We start from the raw sequence: 22,623 nt of genomic DNA, 5'->3' as shown, positions 1-22,623 counted from the left end.
GGGAGTTGCTGGAAAGTTTTCCGCGCCTTGCGCGTCGCGGGGTCCTCGGCGAGTATCCGCGTCCCGGGTCGCACGGGCGGGATGCCGGGGAGGTCGGCCGAAACGGGAGACGGCGGCAGGTGCATGTGCGGGTGGGCTATCATCGTCGTAGTTGGAAAAGAAGGCGGAAAGGGGCGCCCATGGCAACGAGCAGCGCGCAGAAGCTCAAGGTGCTGCACGTGATGGACATACTGAGGACGGAGACCGACCCGGAGCACGGGCTCACCATGCCGCAGCTGATCGAGCGGCTGGCGGCCAGGGGCATCGACGCAGAGCGCAAGGGCATCTACCGCGACATCGAGACGCTGCGCGAGTTCGGCATGGACATCCGGCAGCTAAAGCGCCAGCCGGTGCAGTACGCGCTCGCCGAGCGGGACTTCGAGCTCTCGCAGCTCACGCTGCTCGTCGACGCGGTACAGTCGAGCAGGTTCCTCTCCGACGGGGCGTCCAAGGCGCTCGTGAAGTCGGTGCGGCAGCTGGCCTCGGCCGAGGAGAGGAAGGCGCTCAACAAGCAGGTGCACGTGCACGGGCGCCCCAAGAGGCAGGACCAGTCGGACTTCGTGGCGGTCGACCTGCTACAGGACGCCATGGCCCGCAAGAGCAAGGTGTCGTTCCGCTACTACAAGTACGGCGCCGGCAAGGAGCGTGTGGCTCGCAGAGACGGGGCCGCCCACGTGGTCACGCCGGTGAACCTGACCTACTCCGACGGCAACTACTACCTGGTCGCCTACAGCGCAGCCGACGGCGAGATCCGCAACTACCGCGTGGACCGCATGGGGCAGATCGCGGTGACCGGCGAGGCCGTCGACCGCAACGAGACGATCGCCTGCTACGACCCCGACGAGGCGGCGAGGACCGCCTTCGGCATGTACGACGGCGAGCGCGCCGTCATGACGCTGGAAGTGGACGCCGACCTGATGAACGTCGTGGTGGACCGCTTCGGCCGCGACGTGGACGCAGTGCCCTCCGTCGACGGCAGGACCGCCATTGTGACCGTCCCCGTGCGCGAGAGCCCGGTCCTCTATGGTTGGCTCGCGACACTTGGCGATGGTGCAGAGGTCCTGCATCCTAAAACGCTGCGAGATAACTACGCTGGCAAGCTTAGAGGAATTTTAGGGAAATACGAGATCGGTCTTGGGCGGTAAGGCCGAGAGGCATGCGGTTAAGCACGCCTCGCTACTTGGCTTAAACTCGGAAGGGAAAGATCGGTTTTGCCTCCGAGAACGGAAACAAGAGCTGCTGCTACGAGACCGACCGCAATCGATGACGCATAGATGATATGAGCGCGAAAACGCTTGCCGTCTGCATCGATGGAACGCATTATCTGAACAAGTTCCAACGATTGCCCAATGAGCATCTCGCTCTGCTCGAATGCGAGCCTTTCGGTCTCGAGCTCGCGTTGGATGGAATCTATGATCGAGGCGCAGGTCTCAAGGCAAAGGCGCGTGTCGGCATCACTGCCAGCGAGGCATTCTGAGACAATTCCCGCATAGTGGCCGACGATCTCGGTTATTGCTGTTGAGAGGTCTGGAAACTGTTCGAGGGCCTTTTTGGCAACATCGGGGTCTATATCGGGAAGCGCCGACACGAAGCTCGCGAGCTTGTCTTTGGACATATGGCGGAACGAAGGAATGCCGAGCATCTTCAGCAGATCCTTCTCGTCGATTCGACGTTTAATCTTCATAGGGGGATAACGCCTCCTTAAGATGAGCGGTGTATCCGGCCACAGCTGCTTCGTAATCCTCGACAAGGCTCGCGAACGAGCGCTTCGAGGCGGGGTGCCTCGCCCACGAACCGCCTCTCGCCCAGAGCTCGCCGAGCGGGCGCGTAATCTGGATTTGAGAGCCGAACCCGCATAGCCATCTGTAGAACGTAGGAGACAACTGAACTGATACGAGCAAATAGCCATATTCGATGCCGTTCTCGCCGATTGCGACGTTTTCGAACTTGCATGCATGGCCAAATCTGGCGAGCACGTTATTTGAAGCAAGCGCGCTTACCCTGAGAAACAGGTACCGCTCCACGCCATCGCCGAACATGTCGAAGGTCTGGGTAATTCTGCGAGGCACGCTACGTCTAAGAGCCTCAATCTCCTTGTTGTTCTCGGCGGGCTCATCTAGGATTCTTGGATTTCTGATTCGGTCTAATCTCCTGCTGAAATGCTTTCTGGGAAGCTCTGCGTTCGGAGATTCGGGCCATGTTTCAAGGTAGTAGTTGCCATTGCTGAATATGAGCGCAATAGGCGTCTCGTGAAACTCATGCCCGCCATCGGGCGCATCGAGGAGGTGCTCCCTGCCATCGAGACCATAGAAGCAATATCCAAACCCCATCTTCTTCCCGCGCTCAATAGATAGAGTAGCTACGTCTGCCGCCTCGAACACATCTGGCTCTGTCGGGCGAGGACGCTCGTCAACGTAAACCTCGCCGACGATCCTGTCCTGCTGGTACACAGAAACGAGTCCTTCCAGAGCCTCGCAGAGATGGCGGCATTCGTCTAGAGTGATGAACTTGCAAGTGCGGACAATATTGATGAGCAGCCTCGCCTGCGCATCGGTAAGGAAGGCCTTTGTGCACTTGAACCCGCTGGACTTGCCGCGAGACGGGCGCTCGATTTCGACAGCGGGTATCCCATTTTCCGTTAGAGCCTTGATGTCGGCGAGGACCGAGGGCTCCGAAGGACGCTTGCCCGACTCGCCGCGGGCGGCGAGTACGTCGCGGATTTCGGAGGCGGTCAAGCCGTGGTGCGCATCGGTGAAACCCATGAGGATACCCAGGATGCACAGCAAACGCGAGCGCGCATCATCTTGAAGCCCAAGTGAGCCGGGAAGCATCTCGGCAATTTCTTCTGTAGTCAACACTTCATCCATCACAAAACCTCCTGGCGCACATTATGAGGGGCAACACGTTCCAATATCATTCAGGGCTTTCAAAATGACAAAGCAATATTTTAGTCATACAGCCTATTGGGCTGTAGGCGGGAGCGTGGCGTGGTGAAATAATACGAATGGCCGGAAACGGGATGCCTGCAAAGACCGACACCTTGTTCACCTGCCAAGATTTATAATGAAAATACACGGTTTTAGTAACCTATGCTCGTCCCTACCGGGCTACTTTCAAGGAGAGGACATCATGGCAAAATTCAACGCTGCAGATTTTACCGTCGCCAAGGCAAAGCCGCTGCCAATCATCATGCTGCTTGACGAGAGCGGCTCTATGGGCATGTCTCTCGGTGCGGAGCAGGGTACAAAGATTGACGTTTTAAACAAGGCGGTTAAAACGATGCTCGCAACCCTGTCGCGCGAAGAGACGCAGGCATCTGAATTCCTCGTTTCCATCATCGCTTTCGGCGGTTCTGGGGCCCATTTTGTGGAAGGAGCGCGCTCCACTACCGCTGCAGGCGTCAACTACCATGACTTGCTACCAAGCGGAGGAACTCCTCTTGGCGCCGCGCTCAGTATGGCCAAACAGTTTGTTGAGGATAAGCAGGAAATCCCCTCCCGCTCTTATAGGCCTCTTGTTGTGCTCGTCTGCGACGGTATGCCTAACGATAGCTGGCAAAACCCGTTGAATGAGTTTATTGGCAACGGTCGTACTGCCAAATGTGACCGTATGGCACTTGCCATCGGCTGTAGTGAGGGCAGCCCCGAATGGGCAATGTTAGAGCAATTCGTAGAGGGGACCGATAATCCCGTGTTCACCGCTGACCAAGCTGGTGAGATAATCAAATTCTTCAAGTTCGTGACGATGAGCGTTACGCAACGCACGCAATCTCAGAATCCCAATCAGCTTATTCCTGCTGAACAGGTGCTCAGGCTTCAATCTGGCGAGAAAGCCATCGAAAAAGCTGACGCAATAGCGGATTATGCCGACAGTGTCGAAATCTTTGACGCGGTAATTGTCGAAGAAGACGAAGACGAAGAAGAGGGCTTCAGGTGGTAGACTCCGCAACCATCGTATGCGACACCTCGGGAAGCATGTCTGAATGTGGCAAGCGCTTCATCGCGCGTACAACGTTGCGTACGATTGGTCAGTACTATCAAATGCTCAATCCTAATGCCAAACTCAGTCTGATTGCGTGGAACGATGAAGTCAGGCAGCTTCCGTGGAGCTACGATAGCGATTTGCCCGAAGAACTCATGAACTGTTCAGGGTCTTCAAACGTGGGAGCACTTATCGACGTGCTTGGCAATAGTGGCAACGAGCCAGTCATCATCCTCTCTGATGGTTACTGGAATGATTCTGCTGGACAATTCGATAAGTGGGCTAGCTCTTTCAGGGAAAACGATTTCCGGGTGGTGCTCCTTGGGGCAGACGCAAACCTGAAGAGTGCGAAAAAATTTGCATACGCAGCGGAGCATTTGCTTTCTGCACTCGAGGAGTTCGGTGAGTAAGCATGGGATATTGGGCAAGCTTCGGCGCAAGCGTCATAGGACCTGGTCACATTGCCACCCGCACGCCAAATCAAGATTCTTGGACCTCTTTTCACCGTTCGTTCTGCGACGGCATCGTCGTGTCTGACGGCCTCGGTTCGAAAGAGTTCTCTCATTTTGGGAGCACGGCTGCTTGCATGGCTGTCGAAAGAGCCGTGTTTAGCACGTGGATAGGCGAATGTACAGTTTTTGATCAGGACTTTCTCGACAGCATCAAAGATTGCTGGCTCGAGCATATTGCACCTTTCGAACCGCATCAAGCTGCTGCTACCTGCTTGTTTGGCATTGTCTTTGAATCAATGGTGTGGATTGGACAACTTGGCGACGGCTGTGCCGCTGCAGTAAAAAGCGACGGCGAGATCACGATGCTGACAGACGACAAGGCTGATAGTTTTTCTAATATGACCGATTCGTTAGCGGCTTCTTTAACAGCTGACAAGTGGAAGCTTGTGGGAATTCCGGAAGACGAATGCGAAGCCATCGTCCTCTGCACCGATGGCGTGTCCGATGATATTGACGGATTGGATGCCCTGGCCGATTTCTTGAGGAGCTTCTCTCGAACAGCCTCGGAAATGGCAACGATTGTTGCAGCGAGGGAAGCTAAAGCAATGCTTGAAAACTGGCCTACACCAAAGCATACGGACGACAAAACTATCGCCTGCCTTATAAGAAGGGAGGCATAGGATGGCCGAAAGCTTTTTGTCTAGGACCGGCGAGATTCGCATTGATGAGTTCGGTAACGTATTTAGTCTACGTAACGAACTTTCGCGCGGAGGGCAAGGCGTCGTATACCGTACAAAAGACCCCGATCTTGCCATCAAGCAGCCTATTGACCCCACTACCGGTGAGGTTGATTTAAATTCAAACATGAGAAACGTTTTTCGTGGCGTACGATGCCTGCCCATTCCGAAAGATGCAAGAGTTGCTCTCCCGTTATCGATCCTTCGCGACGAGCCTGGTTACGTTATGAGGCTTCTCAGGGGAATGAGGTCATTTGATAGTGCCTTTTACCTCAAAGGTGACGCAAAAGAAGCAATACGAGATGCGGATATGCCGGGATGGCTACAGGGGGCCGATCGAGAGCTGGCCATCTCTTTGATTCACTACAGCAAGACTGGCTCGACCAAGAGAAGACTTCTTGCTCTGGCGGGTTGCGCTGCGGTACTGGGAAGGCTTCATTCCAACGGTTTGGTTTACTGCGATTTGTCACCAAAAAATGCTTTTATAGACAACAGCACAAACGAGGTCTATCTAATCGATGCAGACAACCTTAGATTTGAGCGGCAACGGGGTGGGTCCTCTGTCTATACTCCGCGGTTTGGGTCGCCGGAAGTTGTGCAAGGGCTTTCTGCATCACGTGAAGTATCCGATGTATGGTCCTTCGCCGTTATGGCGTTTGAAATGCTTGTCCTCAACCATCCCTTCGTTGGATTAAAGGTGCTTGATCCTGACAATTCTGATGGCGGGTGGGATTCTGACGAGGAGATCACCGCGGATGATTTTGGTGATCTGGATGAAAGGGCATATGCCGGAAAGTTCCCATTTGTCGATGACGAAAACGACGACAGCAATGCAGCGCAGGGTGCTGGGCTACCCAGAGAGCTAGTTCTTACGCCCATGTTGCGATGGATGTTCCAGCAGACGCTAGGCTATGGCCGCACGGAGCCCTATCGCAGAACGCCCGCTTCTCTCTGGGCGATGGCGATGGCCCAGGCCCACGACCACTCGTTGATTTGTCCTGCCTGCGAGATGTCCTACTACTCCGACGAAAGCCGATGCCCTTATTGTGATGCAGACCGGCCGAAAACCGTAACGCTTGAGAGCAGCTGCTGGGACATGGTTATCCAGAAAGGCGAGGGTGATGTGGTTGTTCCGCACAGACTTCTGCATCCATTCGATTTACAGCATTACAACGACACGACAGAGTATCAGCTTGATATAAATTTCAACGACGAAACAGTCGCGCCGTCTCGGGGCTATGCTGACCCGTCAGCACTTTTCGATTTCGAGTTTTCCGAGGAGGGCCGATGAAATTCCAAGACCTTCCTGTGCCCATAATGTCGTTTCGACTTAAAACGAACGATAAGATACCGCAACCTAAAAACGCCAAGCCTCTGCCAGTAAAATTCCTGAAGCCGAGCGAAGCAGCTTTAGGTGAGTTCGATTTATTCGTCAACAACGTCATAATCCATGCCAAGGCGGTAGACAAGGCAACTTCGGCCAGATTGGATGGCGAGCTCTCCTTAGGGCGAGAGTTTCTTGCACAAATGGAGCCCCAGCTGCATGACGGTAGCTTTGAGCTGCAGATTGCGTTCTTCTTTCAGCGTCGCGCAGAAATGGGAGATGTCGAAATAGCCGTTGATGAATACATGACGGAACGATTCAAGAAAATTGATAGGGCTCCTTGGCGCAAGGACGATGACGCCATCCGCAAGCAAATGCGAAACGATTTTAACTTCAGGCATGGGGATGAGAACTATTTCTTTATCGTGACCGGTTCTGCGCTCGAAAACGATATTTACCTTGCCGAAGCCGCTGAGCACAAGGAGCCCAAGTCAGCTGCCCAAGATAACGAAGGGGAGTCGCTCGCATCATATTCAAGCTCCGCTGCGCCCATCGGGAAATCCTTCGGCATCGTTGGTCGGGATATATTCTTTTCTGCTACTGAAAGAAATTTCCCCGGCATCGGTGACATATATGTCGCAAGCAAGATGACCAAACGCGAGAATCGCTCTGGACGAAGCGTGAGACTGGCGCATGGTCGACTGTCTTTTTCTGATCTAACACAGACGGGCGGGATAGCAGATATGGCGCGCGCTCAAGTAGAGGCGCTATCTAACGAGAGTTCCACCTACCTAAAAAAATGGGATGAATACGGTGATCAAGAGGGCGGATTCCTTCTTGAGAAAGCAAGAAAATACGGGGTTCTTTTCTACACTAACGCAGAGCAGGGACTTGATGAGACGACAACCGTTCAACTTGTTAGCTCGAGTGTTGGCGAGAAAGCATTTACCGAAATTGCAATTAGCGGGATCGAATCCGTTGACCTCGTAACGGAAATCCCTTCCTATCTAGAAAACCTTGATATGTCCTTCGAGGAATTCGTATCGGAGCTCATGAGTGAGAACCGCGAACAGCGAGCATCGGGCAGAGCGCGTGAAGAAAAGAAAACCTTCAAATTTGTACGGTTCAACGAGGGGACCAACAAGCTAACTCTCCGCGCTCATGGATTGCCACCGAGCGGACAGCTCATTTTGTCTATCAGCGGCGACACCGTTCAAATCAAACGAAGAGAAGAAGCCAGAAAACGAATAAAGGATTGCGATTCGGCAAACCCTCAGCTTGCGTTGATACTCGAACCGGGACAGTCAATTACATCAACAAGGGTCCCAAGCAGGGTGACCGCTTTGAACGCATCCGTTAGACGAAAGGTATTTCCAAGCAATCCTCCTACGGATTCGCAAATCAAGGCTATCGACATTGCGCTCAATACTCCCGACATTGCCCTTATCCAAGGCCCGCCGGGGACTGGCAAGACCACGGTTATTACAGCTATTGTCGAGAGGCTAAACCAGATTTGTGCCGAAAAAGGAATCAATGTCAAAGGCCAAGTTCTGTTGAGCGGTTTTCAACATGACGCCGTCGAGAACATGATTAGCAGAATGTCGCTAAACGGCCTTCCCTGCGTGCCAAAGTTCGGGAAGAGCTCTGCGGATAAAGATGCGGGAAGAGAGAGCTTCTTCGAGAACGCACTTGCTGAATGGTGCCAGGAAGTAGCGGTCAAGATCCGCGCGAAGAACCCCAGGATAGACGAGGCAGGTAAATCGTCTCGCGCACAGATGTTGGCCCTGCAGTACAGCAAGGCTCCTAGTGCGGCACTGGCAATCGAGCTGCTCCAAGAAATCATCGATGCCCCTATCTCAATAACTGGCTCTTCGCTACGAGATAGGGCGCAAAGCGAGCTATCCAACCAAAAGGATCGCGAAAGGCTTGGAAACGCCAACGTACAGCTTTCGGCGGTGCGGCTTCTGCGCGTGAAAGCGGAAAGCTTCCTTGACGATGGGCCAGAAAGAGCAGAGGATGTCCTTGAAGAGCTATACGATTTCCTAGAGCCCCCCGAGCGAAAGCTTCTTAATAAAGCAAGTGTGTGGAATATCTCAAGAGGAGCACCTCCTTTCCTCAAGGATCTTGTTGCGCTGAAAGCAAGGCTACTGGAAAGGCTATCCGTCCCTCCTGTGTTCTATGTAAACAAACCAAACGAAGTAGTCCTACATCTTGCTGAAGAATTCATAGATGCGAGCAAGAAGCCTAGGCTATCTGGCTCTGATGAAGAGCTGCGCATACTTTCGGAGTTTGTAACAGATCTCGAAAACAACCATTACGGAATGATTGACGCAGTTGCTGAATATAGCTTTGCCTTCGCGGCGACCTGCCAACAAAGCTCAAGCATGATGATGCTTGAAGCGAAGGCGACCGACGATGGGCCTCCGGAGTTCGTGTATGAGTATGTAATAATCGACGAAGCGGCACGTGTGGCCCCGCGCGATCTGATGATCCCCATGTCACAAGGGAAGAGAATCATCCTTGTCGGGGACCATAGGCAATTGCCGCATATAATTGATACGCAAATCGAAGAAGCAATCAAACATGAAAACGCGGACATGTCGGACTTGGATTGGCTTGAGAAATCCATGTTCGAGCAACTCTTTACCGAACGAGTTCTCGAGTTGGAAACCGACAAGATTTGCCGCCATGTAACACTCGATACGCAATTCCGCATGCACCCGCTACTTGGAGACTTCATAAGCAGGAATTTCTATGAGCGTTATAGCGAAGGCAAAGAAAAGGTTAAATCCGGTCTTGGCCCCCAATACTACGCACACAACCTTCCGGGAACTTCCAACAAGCCCCTTGCGTGGATTGACGTACCTAGATTCAAGGGCAAAGAGAAACGGGATGAGAGCTCCAGCCTCTACAGGCAGGCTGAGGCTGATGCCATAGTCGCTCAGATAGACGAGTGGCTCGCAACAGACGAAGGAAGCAAACTCAGCTATGGCGTAATCTCCTTCTACAAAGGGCAAGTTAGAACTATCAAGGAAGCGCTTGGCGACCGAGTTGATGGGAGCAAAATCCGCGTTGGCACCGTCGATTCGTTTCAGGGAATGGAGTTCGATGTCGTATTCCTCTCAATGGTAAGAACGCTAGAGGACGGCATCGCCATTCATGAGCTCGAACTTGAGGAAAGACTCGAGCAGGTCACAGAACAATACGAAGAGGCTGTTAATCAGGAGCGAGTTGACCAGGGCGGATTCCTGGGCAGATTCCGAGCTAATAGGAGCAGCCAAACGTCGCCCATTCAAACAAGAACAGTGACGCGAACAAAGGAGGTAAAGCGCCCTGTTTACAAACCGAGACCGCTAGTATGGCCTTCGGGAGATTCCAAAGAAGCCAAGGAGGCGCGCAGGCGATTCGGGTTCTTGACGATGTACAACCGCCTGAACGTTTCCATGAGCCGACAGAAGAAATTGCTCGTTGTCGTTGGAGATAGCAATCTGCTTAAAACTGATTTGTCCGACAAGTACATACCAGGACTCGTGGATTTTTACTTGCTCTGCTGCGCAGAGGGGGTGATGATACCGTGCAAGTCAGGTATCTAGATTTCGGAGACGTAACGCCGAAAGCGGGCATAATTGGGGCAGCACGACATCTCGAATGGCCAGTCAACGGTTATCGCGTCAGCCTTCCCCGAAACATCAGCGACGAAGACAGCTTGAATCCGTTTGAGAGGGTTGTCCTCGGAATAATGCGCGCAACACGGATCCGCGATGTTAATTCAATATCAGCTAAAACGTGCTTGGAACCGGATTTCGTTGAAGGCGTTCTGCTCCGCTTGCGTGATAAGGCGCTTCTCGACGAGCAAAACAGAATCACCGATACCGGTAAGGAAAAGCTAGACGACGAAGGCGGGCTGGAGCTAAGGACGGCGTGGCTATTCCGCGAGCTCGTATCGGGCAAACTTCTCCCGTTCATCCATCTGCCTCAGAACGATGAGCCGCCCCGTTGTAAGAAAGAGCCGTCCCATACCAAGCCAATGCGTGCATCAAAACTACGATTCGGGCCGCCCACGCCGGAAGAGGCGCTCGCAGCGATGCGTGAGACGAAACGCAGAGTCGAGGGGTACGGAAAGACAATCCGCCTACCGAGAGTCGGCCAAATCGATATAGGGCCCAACCCAGAGAGGTTCTCCCTCGATTGCCCCATAGTCATGAGGGATTCAGATGGGCGATGGCGCATAGCGGATCCTTTCGGCTACGGCTATTCAAGAGAGCTAGAAGCAACTTTTCTTCAGGAGATGGGCGAAAACGAAGAGCTATCTGACTGGCTGATGGAATGGAGCGATAGCCTTATCGTTGAAAATGGCGATTCGGCTGATGACAGCAAAGCAGCATACGCAAGCCAAAGCATTCGAAAGCTCTATCCGGGCCTTTCCCAAAACCTGCGGGTACGTAAAGACGGAACAAGAACAATAGGCCAGATTTATGCGGCAATTGAATGGGCCCTATTCTATTCCTGCCGCATAAACGGCTTTGACGACAAGGTGCCAGAGCTAAGGTTCTCTTCGCCAAGAGATCAAATCGACATGTTTAGAGGGGCCATGACGGCCATCGGATGCGACGGCTCGGGTTTCATCGCGCCAGTCGATAAGCGGAATATTAATAACTATCTGTCCGGCACGCCTGAGATGAGGGTTGTTCTACCCATGTCTATACTGCAAGCAGAAGACGACCCCTCTCATCCGCTCCGGGTGTTCTGCCATGCGCACCCTGACTTTGTGGCTCGAATTGGACGAATGAAAGCCCGCAGAGACGCCCCCCTTCACGGCGGGGAGAGTGATCGCTTCGTGCAAAGCGGCGAGCCCGACGATTTATTCATGAAAGAGCTTGTCTCTACGCTATTGCCTGCAGTGAGATTCGACGATGCTAACCAGCTACGTAATGGGGACGCTGACAGCACATTCAAGAACGTCAACTTCAATGCAGAGAACAGCATTATGGGAGAATTCGGCCCTGCTGTACCCTATCTAAGAATGACACGAGGTACGCGTGAGGCGCTACTAAGCGCAGAGCGCTTCTGGATCACCTTCGAAGGCGAAGAGAACTTGCAGCTCTTGGTTAACGAGTACTACGCTGCGCTGCAATCAGTCTTAGACGCGGAAATTCTTTCTGACAGGGTTAGCCGTCCAGACAGCAAATTGTTCGACCCATGTTCGACGGCAACTAGCAGATGTGAGAAGTTGAATTTAGGCACCCTTCCAAGAGGGCTCTTGAATGCAAAGCGAACGTTCATTCAAGATGCCCTGCAGGGCGGGGGGAACCATACGCTCGGTCCATCGCTGATTGTATATCTAGCGCTTGCTGACGAAGAAAAACTTGTTTCAATCGAGGAATCCGTTCCTGGTTTTGTTGATGACATTTGCGAACTGATAGCAATTCGTGGTCACGGCAATGGCGTGATTCCTGGGTGCAAAGAGGATGCAGGGAAATACAGAGCTTTTGCTTTTGACGTTATAAAAGCCATATTGGAGGTTTAGATGAGCGCAAGGAAGAAGAATCGCAACCGCAATACTTGGAGCCCGCAGGACGATCTCGCTTTTGAGATGGCCAAGCGTGACGAAGCTGCTGCTGCAGAGGACGTCAAGAAGGCGGAAGCGGAACAGGCTAAGTCAAGCGAAGCTGAGGCGCCAAACGAGGAACCAGTTACTTCGACGATTGACGAAACAGCTCTTCTCGAACGCGAGGAGGCTTTGAGGTCAAAGCAGTCGAATCTTGACGAGCGCGAGAAAGAGATCAAAAAACGGGAAGACGCCTTAGCGGAGCGCGAAGCGCAAATAGTCGAGCAGGGCATCACCCTTGAAGCAAAAGCCAGTGAGCTGGAACAACTGGAACTAGATGTTGTAGAACGCGAAACCGCCGTGAGAAAAGCTGAGAGCGAGCGCGACGAAGGCTATCGACTCGCCAAGAGCAAGCACGACCAACTGCTCCAAGATGAAGACGAAAAGTCGAAAAGCACTATTGCGCAGCGCGAGCAGGAGGCAATCAAGGCCCTTCAAGAAAACCTTGCGAGAATCCGATCCGAACATGATGCCTCGCTGAAAGAGGAGCTGAAAGCGGCTCGGGCTAGTATTGCCGCTGAGAGGGCCTCTTGGAAAGAAGAGTACAAGCGCCAGTCGGCAGAGTTGGCAACAATCAGATCCGAGATCGACAAGCAGCGCGGAGCTCTTGATGCCCAACAAAGTGAGCTGGATCGACGGATCGAAGACTTTGATTTGGAGCAGCTTGGATTCGATCGTCAGCGAAAGCGCTTCGAAGACCGATTGGAAGAGAAAGAGGGGAAGCTTGACATTATTGCGGAGGAGCGAGCGCAAGCGCGAAAAGACGAATTTGAAGCGCTCGAACAAGCTAACCGCGATGAACGTGAAAGGCTTCTCAAGCAGCTAAGGACTCAGGACGAATTGCTTGCGTCATACGAGGAGCTGCGGCGGCAGCTTGGAGGGAGGTCTCCTCAATCGGTCCTTGCAGAATTAGACGACCTACGAGGGGAGATAGCCCGCCTGAACGACGACATCGCCTCTGGAGCTGCAGCGCAACAAATGCAGAGCCGTATTGACGATGCGGAAAACAGATACCGATCGGCGGTCCAACGGATAACGCAGCTGCAAGAAGAGCGAAGCGCCGATGCCGCTGACCTGATGGATTTCAACGAGATGTATTTCAAGCTGCAGGAGGCAGAGCAAAAGCTTGAATACGCAGACAGAATTGCAAAAAACGCCTCAGGCGAGGTTGCCCGTTTGAATCAGGAACTCGAACGCTATCAATCTGCTTACGAAAAACCCGAGGCTTGGCAAGCGCGAGTAGCGGAAATCGAAGTGCCTTTCATCGAAATCGATACAACTATCCCTGAAGACGGATCGCCGAATCCTGGACGACCAGCGGAACCGGATGAGGAGAATCCGTTAGGCGAGCTTGAATGGCTTGATGGGGTATATGCTGCATGCGAGAACTATGGGCTGCACTTTAACCCCAGGCTGCTAAAGGCTTTTCACACTTCACTCAAGACCGCTGAATGGTCCCCCCTCACTGTTCTCGCAGGTGTTTCTGGCACTGGTAAATCAGAGTTGCCGCGGCTCTACGCCCATTTCGGTGGCTTGTATTTTGCGTCCGTAGCCGTTCAGCCGAATTGGGATAGCAAAGAATCGATGCTCGGCTTTTTCAACTCGATTGAAAACAGATTCGACGCTGAACCCATCCTGCACTTCTTGGCGCAAAGCCAAAAAGACTGGGTTTTCACGTCTGAAGATACGGAAGGGTACCCTGGACTAAACGAAGCGGTATGCCTCGTGCTTCTCGATGAAATGAATCTTGCGCATCCCGAACTGTATTTTGCCGAGTTTTTAAGCAAGCTTGAGGAGCGACGTGGCCGGGATCGCGATCATCTCCCCTGCCTAGATGTGAAGATAGGCACGGGTATGACGCATCAAATCCAACTTGGAAGAAACGTGCTTTGGACGGGCACCATGAATCAAGATGAGACGACCAAATCGCTATCCGATAAGGTGCTTGATCGATCCATCGTTTTGAACTTCCCACGGCCAACAGAGCTCAAGAGACGCGCCAGCGTAAAATCGCTTGATGAGAAGAATCGCGGAGAGCTGCTTCACATCGACACATGGAACAGCTGGAAAGTCCAGAGCTCGCAGTATCACGAGAAGAAGAACCCAACCGGCTTCCGCGATGAAGAAATCCTCCCATACAAGCGATTCGTCGAGGAGATGAACGAGGCTCTCGGCGTCGTTGGCAGGGCAATTGGACATCGCGTTTGGCAATCGGTCGAATACTATATGGCGAGTTATCCAGAAGTCAGGCTCAATGAATTCGGTAGCCGGGACCGCAAGCAGGCAATGCACATTGCCTTCGAAGATCAAATCGTCCAGAAGATCATGCCCAAGCTGCGAGGAATCGAGACGTCTGGCGAGAGCGAGAAAAGGTGCCTGATTCCGATCAAGAATTTGTTGCTCCGCGGTGTCGATATGCCATTCGATTTGACCGAAGATTTCGAGCTCGCCTGCAAGCTCGGATATGGCCAGTTCGTGTGGCAAACAGCAAACTATCTCAAGGACGACTCCGCACAAAACGATGACGAACGATAGACGCATTTAGGCTTAACGGCATGAACTTAGAGGAACTATACAGAGGGTACGCCGAAGGCGGTAACGAGAGAAAGCGATCAGAGGGATTGCTGTCTCAAACGCACTGGATTTCTTCTTTGGTCGATTTCGACCCAAAGACCGGAAAGGCTCTGCCTGTGAATTTCACAGAGCTCCTTCGCCGCTCTTGCTCAATCGACAGTGATGAGTTTCCGAAAGATAGGTTCTGGCATCTTTTGGAGCATAGCCGACGTGCTGTTACTCGAATAATGGACAACCTTTCCGAAGAACCGCGTCGCGAAAATGCGTACATGCCGATTCGATCGGTTCGTGAGCTCGATACGGCAAGCTTCGTGGCATTAAGCCGGCGTCCGGGAAGGAACATCCGCGAGAAATTATCCGACAAGCCATATATGCAGGCAGCCCATCATTATCAATCAGTTGATACTCCCGAAAATCAGTTGTTTAAAGCCTATGTTAAGAGAATCGCTGAGATTCTTGAACTGCGAAAAGAAACGCTCGAAAGCAACGACCCGTTGTTACCGCGCATTAAAAGATGGCTCAAGACGGACGATGCGCTTTCTATCTCGCGCTGGCAAAACCTGCCGCCAAATAACACGCTTCTATCTCACAGGGATTATCGAAAGATCTGGGATTCTTGGAGATGGCTCCAAGCCATCGATGACGATGTCAACAGAGACAATGACAACTATACCGCAAGATGTGATCTGAAAAACTATTGGGTCCAGCTGGCTAACACCTACCTTACGGAAGAAACGCAGTTTGCCGAAATGCCCGTTTCGGTTGATTGGGCACATTTCGCCATTAATCCTTGGATGAAGGAGCCTGTTAGACGCAGAGCGCAAGCCTTTCGGAAGCATGCCGACTTGCCATTGCACTATGAGCCAGTTTGCGTTGATTTAGCACGTCTCTACCCCGCTTATGCTTGCGATGAAGAATTCGAAGTGATGGATGACTCATTTGTTTGGCAAGAATGGCATGAAGCAGACAACCCTTCGAATGACGTTGACATTTGTCTTTTCGAGTCCGATGCGTTCTACGAGGATGCTTCGATTACTACAGTTACTGCGCCAGACCTGTTCTTTTCAAGACGACATGACGAAGAGAGCCTCAACATTGCTGCAGGTGCTTTTGCGGGGCGCTTAAAGGACGCGTTCCCTACGGAAGCGCTCGTTTGGCTAACTCCAGACTGCTTGAATGAATTCGAGCTGGTGATTATCAGGCGCAACATCAACGCCTATTATTCAAAAGCGGAACCTCTTCCACGGTCTGTTGCGGCGGTGCTGGAGCATGTGGATTATAGTGAGATAACTCACGAAGGCTATTCTGTCGCAATCATCGATGACGTAAATGGCGTGTCGAGCGTTACGGTGCTTACGGCGTCGTTCGATCCTGACTTACTGAAAGCCTTGCCCGAAACGCATGGGTATATGTGGGAACGGGAGATACCGCAGACAGAGAGTCGGGAAGCTTCTAGCAAGCACGTCTATTGCGAGATAGCACAAGTTGACGAATCGGGAACATGGAGGAACGATTACAACCCTTATGGCGTCGACCGCGGTGATGTCGAGGACGTTGTCGTTGCTGACGAAAACGGGCACTTCGATTTAGTCATTGGTCTGAACGCCAGTCCCGTTGTTGGCGGCTTGCGCCTAATGAAACTGCAAGCCAAAGCTGGTAATCGTACTATTTGGCGCAATCGAATTCCCGAACTCATGACGCCCGCGACAGATGAGAATGGCATTTCTTACGATCATTATTTCGTCAGTAGGGACGACACCAAAGTTGACCCTGTAAGAGGACGACCTGTACCAATTCCACAAGCCGAAAGCTTTACCATACCCGCTTGGCGAGAGTTCATACCCTTATATCAAGGAGGGGAAGGTGCTGCGCCGCTGGAGTATGCGGCCAAGCTCACATCTCCCGACATCCCCTATAACGACGAGATAAAATGTCACCTGAAGATGACCTATACGTATGGCGCTGACAATCCATACGATCTGACTTTCATACCATTCGATGCGTCACTTCGCGAAATACACGTCGAGTGGAGACCGAAGGCCGCGATGTCCGACGACAGTTCCGTTGGACCCTCTTACCCGACGCCGCTTACTTGGGACGACTTGAAGAATCAGAGGAAGCCATCCGGAGATAAGTGCGACTTCATCGAATGGGCCGAGGATTCTTCCACGCGCCTTCAACGAGAATTGATCATCCCCCCACTTCTTACTGGTTATTTGAAATTCGCTTGGAAGGGGGAAAAGCCCCGTCGGTATAGCTTCATCGTCCACGACGGAACAGAGACGTATGTAAAGGAAACGAGTCTTAGGAAGGTGTCATGTGATGAACTGACCAGATACTCGGAGGTCTATTTCTACGTGAAGACTGGAGCAGATGGCAGAACCCATGCGGCATACGTGTCTGACAGTCCCGACGTCACCGTTTCTTCCTGGAGATATAACGCTAAATCGATAATTGGGTTGATAAGGCGCAATCTCTTTGTTCCGTATGGCAAAGTCTGGGCTGACGGACGTAGCCTTAATGACGATGACTGTCCTGTGGCATTCCGCAACGACCAAATCTCGAAAATCAAGGTTTATGCGGGAGCGTACCATCAGGAAAATGTGCCCAGCACTTTAAAGACTGAGCTTCTTTCGCTCTTGTGTTATACGGGACTAGATTTCCCGTCCGAACTAGAGTGGGAAATACGCGAAGAATACGAGAAAGTACTCCAAGGCGGAGTATCGTATGTGCAAGATCGGCCCTTCGGTTATTTCCTTTCAGATCTTGGGCAGCCGTGGAAGCTAGATGTTCTGCATAGGCTCATCGCATCGACTGATTCTCGGTCTTTAGAAATCCTATCTCAGGCTATTTGGCACCACCCTGATTTCATAGAAGCGCTTGAAGCGGCTGAGATTAGAGCGATCGCAGAAAAGGTTAGCGAAGCTATCGACAGTTACGCAGCCGTGATGGCGTCTAAAGGAAGAAGGCCTGATACGGAATTCGTGCACAATGCTATGAGCCTAACACGCTGCCTTGAGTTGCTCCTCGGGTTATTGATGAGCCGAAACTCTAAGCGTTTCGAAGAGCATCTAACTCTTCAGCCCAATCAGGCTATAGCACAGACTTTGCTGAAACAGGTGCAAATGCTTGAGCGCACGTTTGGATGGCGACCCGAATCGTTCCATACCAGAATCGAGATGGATCTGCCGTCTACTGAAGGATCGGACAGCGAGGAGCATTTACTCGAAGCGCTGCGGCTCTACTTGTCTGGTGACGAAAGAATAAACGCGATCAAGATTACGGGCGTATCTGATAACGCATAGGAAAGCAGCATGGTAAAGATTTGTCGCTATACAGATGTCGGGGCTGGCATAAAACTGGTCGTAACGCATTCGGGCGTTTTCCACGCCGATGAAGTTCTAGGCACAGTTATCCTCGAAAAGGTTTTTGGAGAACTTGCGGTTGCAAGAGTGGTTGAGGTGCCCGATGAATTACCAGGTGATGTAATTGTTTACGACATAGGGCGAGGAGAGTTCGACCATCACCAGCCTGGTGGTAACGGTCAGCGAAAAAACGGGGTTGCCTACGCATCGGCAGGATTGCTGTGGAAAGCGTTTGGTTACAAGGTTGTTGAGAGTTCCGTTAACCCCGATTACCTTTGGAATTATGTGGACGAAACGCTGGTTCAGGGCGTCGACGCAGCCGACAATGGGAGCATCTCAAAAACTGGTGACATGAATCGCGTCTATAGCTTCACGAAGATGGTTGCCGGATTTAACCCTGAATGGGATAGCGAGAAGACGTTTGACGAGGCCTTTTTGGAAGCCGTAGAGTTCGCAGCAATTGTATTCGATAATGTAATTGCCAGAGGAAATGCTCTGATCAAAGCAAAGAGCATCGTTGAGAAGGCGATTGCCGGCACATCTGGTCAAATCATGGTTCTCGAACAACCGATTCCTTGGAAAGAAGCTTTGCTGGAATCCGCAAATCCGCTTGCCAAGGAAATTCTTTTTGTTGTTTACCCAAGCGAAAGAGGTGGCTTTGCATGGCAGGGCGTTCCTGATGCGCCCGGAAGCTTTGGGCAACGAAAACCAGTACCCGAAAGCTGGCGTGGCCTGAGCGATGATGCGTTGAGAGAGGCCACCGGCATTCAAACGGCGCAGTTTTGCCACTCGAAGGGTTTCGCGGGAACGGCTGCGACGCTTGATGACGCGATTCTTTTCGCTAAGAAAGCAATCGAAGCCTAACCATCGCTCTTTCCAAATATGGCCTCAAGTTTAGCCCGTGTTTCTGAGTCAAGGGCGTTACCGAGCGACGTGCCACCTGCCTCTTGACTACTATGGGCGTACTGCAAAACTTCAAGCCTATTTGAGCCGTCTGAAACGCGTTGCTTATAACGGCTCAAATTGTTAAAGGCGATGCTGCGAGCATCTTGCCAATCTTGCCGGGAAACAGTTCTGGGCTTTTCGATGACCGCTATGGCTTCAAGAATGTCCTTGCGCAACGCCTCAATCTCAACGGTTTCATCGCGATCCTTTCCGAGGAAGGCCATCGCAAAGAAATAGGCGAACGAGCCCCTGTCTCCATCAGCGTGCACAATCGTGTTCCTTGTGGCGTGAAGATATCTGAACCAAATTGCAATTAGTCGCAGTTGACCTTCCTTTGATTTGTTCAGCCCATAATAGGCGTTGGGGGTCTCGCGAAGCTTTCTGGTCTTCATGCCCGCGCATAAAAACAGGTCCCTATTCCCAAAAGAGCAATTGAGGAGCAGGTCGCTTATTTCGTTTGAGCGTTTATCGTCTTCGAGTTCATGCGCAGCATCGAGAGGGGTGAAATAGCCCTTATCCAGCAGGCACTGTCCGATTCTTTCGCGATAGATGCATAACGCCTGGATGACCATTTGATGATTTGAGCACCATTTTATTAGCTCAAGGGTAAGAGAAGCCTGGTCGGTTGTAGACGGGATGAATTTGTCGCGAATAGCGGGGATCAGTGACAGGAAGAGGAGCTCGGCACGATTCATCATTGCAGGTCTTCTGAGCTTGTCCAACTCATCAGCCAGCGCATCATTCTTGTATGCGGAGAAGTCCGTTGAGGGATTGAGCGAGCTGATTTCCCCTAACGCTTCGAGAAACGTTTTCTCACGGACGTCGCTATTGTTGTCGATTTGTTCAATGGCGTCCGTATAAAACTTGTATGTTTCCTTGAGATCGCCTAGCTCTCTTTCCATATCGTCTAGGCACTGCTGAACTAGGAGCACCTTTTCTTCAATGTTGTCGACTTGGCATAGGGTCAGCGCGTCAGCAAAATCTTCCATAGCCCTGCAAAGCTTCCTTGTCGGCTCCTTTATATAAGGATTTCCGTCGAAGAATGCCTTGAGCTGATCTGCGCGGCCGTAATCAGTAAAGGAGTCAATCGCGTTAACCAGGTCGATAAGGTCAAATGAGTTGTTTTGTTTGTAGATAGTCTTTTCACTGAAGTTTGTGTACAGGACTTCACCAATCGTGGTTCCCTTTGCGCCCATCTTGATGATTTGGGTGGCTAGAGCGAGCAGGATAACCGCGTCTCTTGGGCCTCCCGTAATATCGATGTTGACGCGCGCACCCGTTCCGAGTATTCCAACAAGATCATCAAGAGAGTCGGCTGGCCTTAGCGGATTGAACGGGACAGGCGAGGCCATTGGCAGAGCGCAATCGTTGGCCTCACAATAGCTACGAATCCTTTCAAGGAAGAATTCCTCGGTTGAAATCAAATCGCTCACAGCGTTTAGCCCTGGAATAGCTAATGCTGCCTGAGATACCGGAATCTTTGGCACTAGGCAGCTATCTGGGCAAAGATAGACGATGTCGGTTATGGGGTTGCCAGAGTCTTTTCCCGATTGGATAAGGTACTCAACCGGGGCTTCGTTTGCTTGAATGCCAGGAAAATGACCTCCGTTCGCATCGTGCCTGTAGATGTTTTCAGAGGGGGGCGTTTTGCCGTGCTCGGTATCTATGAGAAACAGGTTTCCGAGGACGAAAAGAGCGATGTTGTCGTTCATGGTGCAACTCCATTAGGGCCAAGCGCAAGAATGAGAGCATTTTCGCATGCCTATTCATTATAGATTGAGTGGGCGCATCGGCCTCTAGCGATATCGGCCGATAGAGCGACTGCAAATAACAATTTGGCCAACATCCAATAGTTTCAAGATCATCGGCGTCGATGTTGGACCAGCGACGATTCAATGATGAGGTCTTTCTGGTTCCATACGCCCTCAATAGGTGTTGCAGTTTGAGGGCGTATGGAATGCCAGCATTGCTAAAGACCCAGCAGGTCGAGCACGCTCGCGTCGGGCCTTACGGCTGAAATTGCCGCCTCCAGCGACGAGCCGTCTGCCATGCGCTGCGCGATTGCCGCTCTGTCGGCTTCGCTGAGCGAGGGCCTCTCGGCTCCTTTTGGCCGGTCGGATGCCTCCGCCAGTATATTACCGATAGTATTTGCGGCCGCACGGTCGTTCTGTGCAATGAAATGCGCATAGATGTCCATGGTAAGACTTGCAGAGGAATGACCCAGCCGCTGTTGTACAGTCTTGATGTCCGCGCCAGACCCAATCAACAACGTAGCCTGTGTGTGCCTGAGCTCGTGCAGGTTGTAGCCGACATAGGCTCCTTTGCGCCAGCGTTTTCGTCCCGTCGAGTCCGTGTACCTAACCGCCGGCCCGAACTCTCCAAGACCGTGGTCGGCGAAATACTGGCGGCGCCAGCGGTTGAACGTGTTGGGATCCATGAACTTGTACAGAGAGTTTGTGCAGACAGGCGTCTCCTCGTCTTGGTCGAGGCCTGCGATCTCCATCGCACGAGCCTGCTTCTGCTTCCACTCCGCAAGGAACGCTATTGTTCCGTCATCGAGCCCGAGCCAGCGGTGTGACTTCTCGCTCTTCGGGTCGCGGATCTTATGGTCGGCGGCGTACTGCTGGCCCACGTACACGCGCTTGCGCTCGAAGTCGACGTTGCGCCACACGAGCCCGAGAATCTCTCCTCTGCGCATGCCCGTCGCGAGCGCAATCCAGACCGCCACAGTATTGCCCGTCTGCTCCTCGGTGCGAAGCGCCACTGCAAGCTCAAGGGCTTGCTCGTCGGAGAGCGCCTTGCGCTCCTTGGCCTTTGGTCTTGGCGCTTTCACGTATCCGCATGGATTCGCCCCTATGAGCCCGTTCGCGACTGCCTCGTCCATGATGAGCGAGAGCGCGGCGTTGAGCTTGTGGAGCGTGCTCTTCGTCGCCTTCTTCGAAGAGAGGAGCTTGTCGTACTCGTCCGACACCTTCTTGAGAGTGAGGTTCTGAAGCAGCGTGTCACCCCAGAGGTCTTCGATCTTTCGGACCTGGAGCTCGTCGTCCTTGAGGGTGAGCGGAGAGTACCTGCCTGAATTCACGCGACGCCTGTACCAAGCCCGTGCATACCTTCCAACTGTGAGGTCATCGGGATTGTCGACTCCGTACTCGAGCTCGATACGGTACTCCTCGAGGGCGCGGCGCGCATCCGCCTTGGTGCCGTAAATTGTCTTCTTGGGGGACCTGATGTAGCGCCCTGTCTTAGGGTCGCGGCCGAGGTGGTGCCGGATGCGGTACACCTTGCCCTTGACGACCTCTTCGATTTCGCCTGCACCGGTGATCTTCATGACATATTCTCCTTTGCATCTATGGTCCGGCGTCGGCTGAGTGGAAGATGCCGGACCGCCTACCATTCCTGGATGAAAGCTGGGATAATTTGGAAGCAACTTTCACCGCAGCGACCGCCCGGAGTGTTTGTGGAAGTGGTCTCCGGAACAGCCATTTTCGAGAGTATCACACAAACCCTGCGAGGGGGGAATCGAAAACGCCGATTTCGAGCAATCGGGGGGAAATCGGGGGGAAAGATAGAGAACACGAGAAGCGAATGCCGATGAAAC

14 protein-coding genes are annotated in these 22,623 nt (G+C 52.5%); 10 read left to right on the top strand and 4 right to left on the bottom strand.

Annotation, left to right across the window (positions count from 1 at the left end; translation table 11 throughout):
* Window positions 1-179: 179 nt before the first annotated feature.
* Window positions 180-1,184: a helix-turn-helix transcriptional regulator gene (locus tag ACTQXO_RS02845; RefSeq protein WP_441033242.1), complete on the top strand. Its 1,005-nt coding sequence runs from the start codon at window positions 180-182 to the stop codon at window positions 1,182-1,184.
* A gap of 17 nt (window positions 1,185-1,201) precedes the next feature.
* Here the strand turns inward: ACTQXO_RS02845 and ACTQXO_RS02840 are convergent, their stop codons facing one another.
* Both ACTQXO_RS02840 and ACTQXO_RS02835 read right to left on the bottom strand, forming a co-directional pair.
* Window positions 1,202-1,723: a hypothetical protein gene (locus ACTQXO_RS02840; RefSeq protein WP_441033244.1), complete on the bottom strand. Its 522-nt coding sequence runs from the start codon at window positions 1,721-1,723 to the stop codon at window positions 1,202-1,204.
* On the bottom strand, window positions 1,713-2,906 hold the full coding sequence (locus ACTQXO_RS02835) for a helix-turn-helix transcriptional regulator (protein ID WP_441033247.1): 1,194 nt from the start codon (window positions 2,904-2,906) through the stop codon (window positions 1,713-1,715). The genes ACTQXO_RS02840 and ACTQXO_RS02835 overlap by 11 nt, the downstream gene beginning before the upstream one ends.
* Window positions 2,907-3,168: 262 nt before the next feature.
* On the opposite strand from ACTQXO_RS02835, the gene ACTQXO_RS02830 reads away from it, so the two are divergent.
* The 9 genes from ACTQXO_RS02830 (at window position 3,169) to ACTQXO_RS02790 (ending at window position 18,944) form a co-directional block, all read left to right on the top strand.
* Complete coding sequence (locus ACTQXO_RS02830; RefSeq protein WP_441033250.1) at window positions 3,169-3,978, top strand: vWA domain-containing protein; 810 nt, start codon at window positions 3,169-3,171, stop codon at window positions 3,976-3,978.
* Entirely contained in the window at window positions 3,972-4,430 is a 459-nt protein-coding gene (locus tag ACTQXO_RS02825; RefSeq protein ID WP_441545418.1) for a hypothetical protein, read from the top strand. The genes ACTQXO_RS02830 and ACTQXO_RS02825 overlap by 7 nt, the downstream gene beginning before the upstream one ends.
* Window positions 4,431-4,432: 2 nt before the next feature.
* Complete coding sequence (locus ACTQXO_RS02820) at window positions 4,433-5,152, top strand: PP2C family serine/threonine-protein phosphatase (RefSeq protein WP_441033256.1); 720 nt, start codon at window positions 4,433-4,435, stop codon at window positions 5,150-5,152.
* 1 nt (window position 5,153) lies between these two features.
* On the top strand, window positions 5,154-6,500 hold the full coding sequence (locus ACTQXO_RS02815) for a protein kinase domain-containing protein (RefSeq protein ID WP_441033259.1): 1,347 nt from the start codon (window positions 5,154-5,156) through the stop codon (window positions 6,498-6,500).
* Window positions 6,497-10,126 carry a DEAD/DEAH box helicase gene (locus ACTQXO_RS02810; protein ID WP_441033262.1) on the top strand — a complete coding sequence of 1,210 codons (3,630 nt, stop codon included), beginning with the start codon at window positions 6,497-6,499 and terminating at the stop codon, window positions 10,124-10,126. Before ACTQXO_RS02815 ends, ACTQXO_RS02810 begins: the two co-directional genes overlap by 4 nt.
* Before the next feature lie 113 nt (window positions 10,127-10,239).
* Window positions 10,240-12,060, top strand: coding sequence for a hypothetical protein (locus tag ACTQXO_RS02805; protein ID WP_441545417.1), 1,821 nt, complete (start codon window positions 10,240-10,242; stop codon window positions 12,058-12,060).
* Window positions 12,061-14,676: a hypothetical protein gene (locus ACTQXO_RS02800; protein WP_441033268.1), complete on the top strand. Its 2,616-nt coding sequence runs from the start codon at window positions 12,061-12,063 to the stop codon at window positions 14,674-14,676.
* Window positions 14,677-14,696: 20 nt separating this feature from the next.
* Entirely contained in the window at window positions 14,697-18,020 is a 3,324-nt protein-coding gene (locus ACTQXO_RS02795) for a DUF2357 domain-containing protein (protein ID WP_441033271.1), read from the top strand.
* Between the two features lie 9 nt (window positions 18,021-18,029).
* Window positions 18,030-18,944, top strand: a complete 915-nt coding sequence (locus ACTQXO_RS02790; RefSeq protein WP_441033274.1) for an MYG1 family protein — start codon at window positions 18,030-18,032, stop codon at window positions 18,942-18,944.
* Here ACTQXO_RS02790 and ACTQXO_RS02785 read toward each other — a convergent pair.
* The gene (locus ACTQXO_RS02785; protein WP_441033277.1) at window positions 18,941-20,737 is read right to left on the bottom strand and encodes a TM1812 family CRISPR-associated protein; all 1,797 of its coding nucleotides are present in this window, start codon (window positions 20,735-20,737) and stop codon (window positions 18,941-18,943) included. The two genes, ACTQXO_RS02790 and ACTQXO_RS02785, sit on opposite strands and share 4 nt — an antisense overlap.
* A 257-nt stretch (window positions 20,738-20,994) precedes the next feature.
* A complete protein-coding gene (locus ACTQXO_RS02780) occupies window positions 20,995-22,353 on the bottom strand; it encodes a tyrosine-type recombinase/integrase (RefSeq protein WP_441033280.1) in 1,359 nt (452 codons plus the stop codon).
* Window positions 22,354-22,623: the final 270 nt, after the last annotated feature.

Source organism: Collinsella sp. LCP19S3_D5, assembly GCF_052121415.1.
Lineage (GTDB): Bacteria > Actinomycetota > Coriobacteriia > Coriobacteriales > Coriobacteriaceae > Collinsella.
This window is presented reverse-complemented; position numbering and strand designations above follow the sequence as displayed.

Bases quoted from the DNA above. Each gene is read 5' to 3' on its own strand.
- ACTQXO_RS02845 (WP_441033242.1), top strand. From the start codon at position 180: ATGGCAACGAGCAGCGCGCAGAAGCTCAAGGTGCTGCACGTGATGGAC.
- ACTQXO_RS02840 (WP_441033244.1), bottom strand. From the start codon at position 1,723: ATGAAGATTAAACGTCGAATCGACGAGAAGGATCTGCTGAAGATGCTC.
- ACTQXO_RS02835 (WP_441033247.1), bottom strand. From the start codon at position 2,906: ATGGATGAAGTGTTGACTACAGAAGAAATTGCCGAGATGCTTCCCGGC.
- ACTQXO_RS02830 (WP_441033250.1), top strand. From the start codon at position 3,169: ATGGCAAAATTCAACGCTGCAGATTTTACCGTCGCCAAGGCAAAGCCG.
- ACTQXO_RS02820 (WP_441033256.1), top strand. From the start codon at position 4,433: ATGGGATATTGGGCAAGCTTCGGCGCAAGCGTCATAGGACCTGGTCAC.
- ACTQXO_RS02815 (WP_441033259.1), top strand. From the start codon at position 5,154: ATGGCCGAAAGCTTTTTGTCTAGGACCGGCGAGATTCGCATTGATGAG.
- ACTQXO_RS02810 (WP_441033262.1), top strand. From the start codon at position 6,497: ATGAAATTCCAAGACCTTCCTGTGCCCATAATGTCGTTTCGACTTAAA.
- ACTQXO_RS02800 (WP_441033268.1), top strand. From the start codon at position 12,061: ATGAGCGCAAGGAAGAAGAATCGCAACCGCAATACTTGGAGCCCGCAG.
- ACTQXO_RS02795 (WP_441033271.1), top strand. From the start codon at position 14,697: ATGAACTTAGAGGAACTATACAGAGGGTACGCCGAAGGCGGTAACGAG.
- ACTQXO_RS02790 (WP_441033274.1), top strand. From the start codon at position 18,030: ATGGTAAAGATTTGTCGCTATACAGATGTCGGGGCTGGCATAAAACTG.
- ACTQXO_RS02785 (WP_441033277.1), bottom strand. From the start codon at position 20,737: ATGAACGACAACATCGCTCTTTTCGTCCTCGGAAACCTGTTTCTCATA.
- ACTQXO_RS02780 (WP_441033280.1), bottom strand. From the start codon at position 22,353: ATGAAGATCACCGGTGCAGGCGAAATCGAAGAGGTCGTCAAGGGCAAG.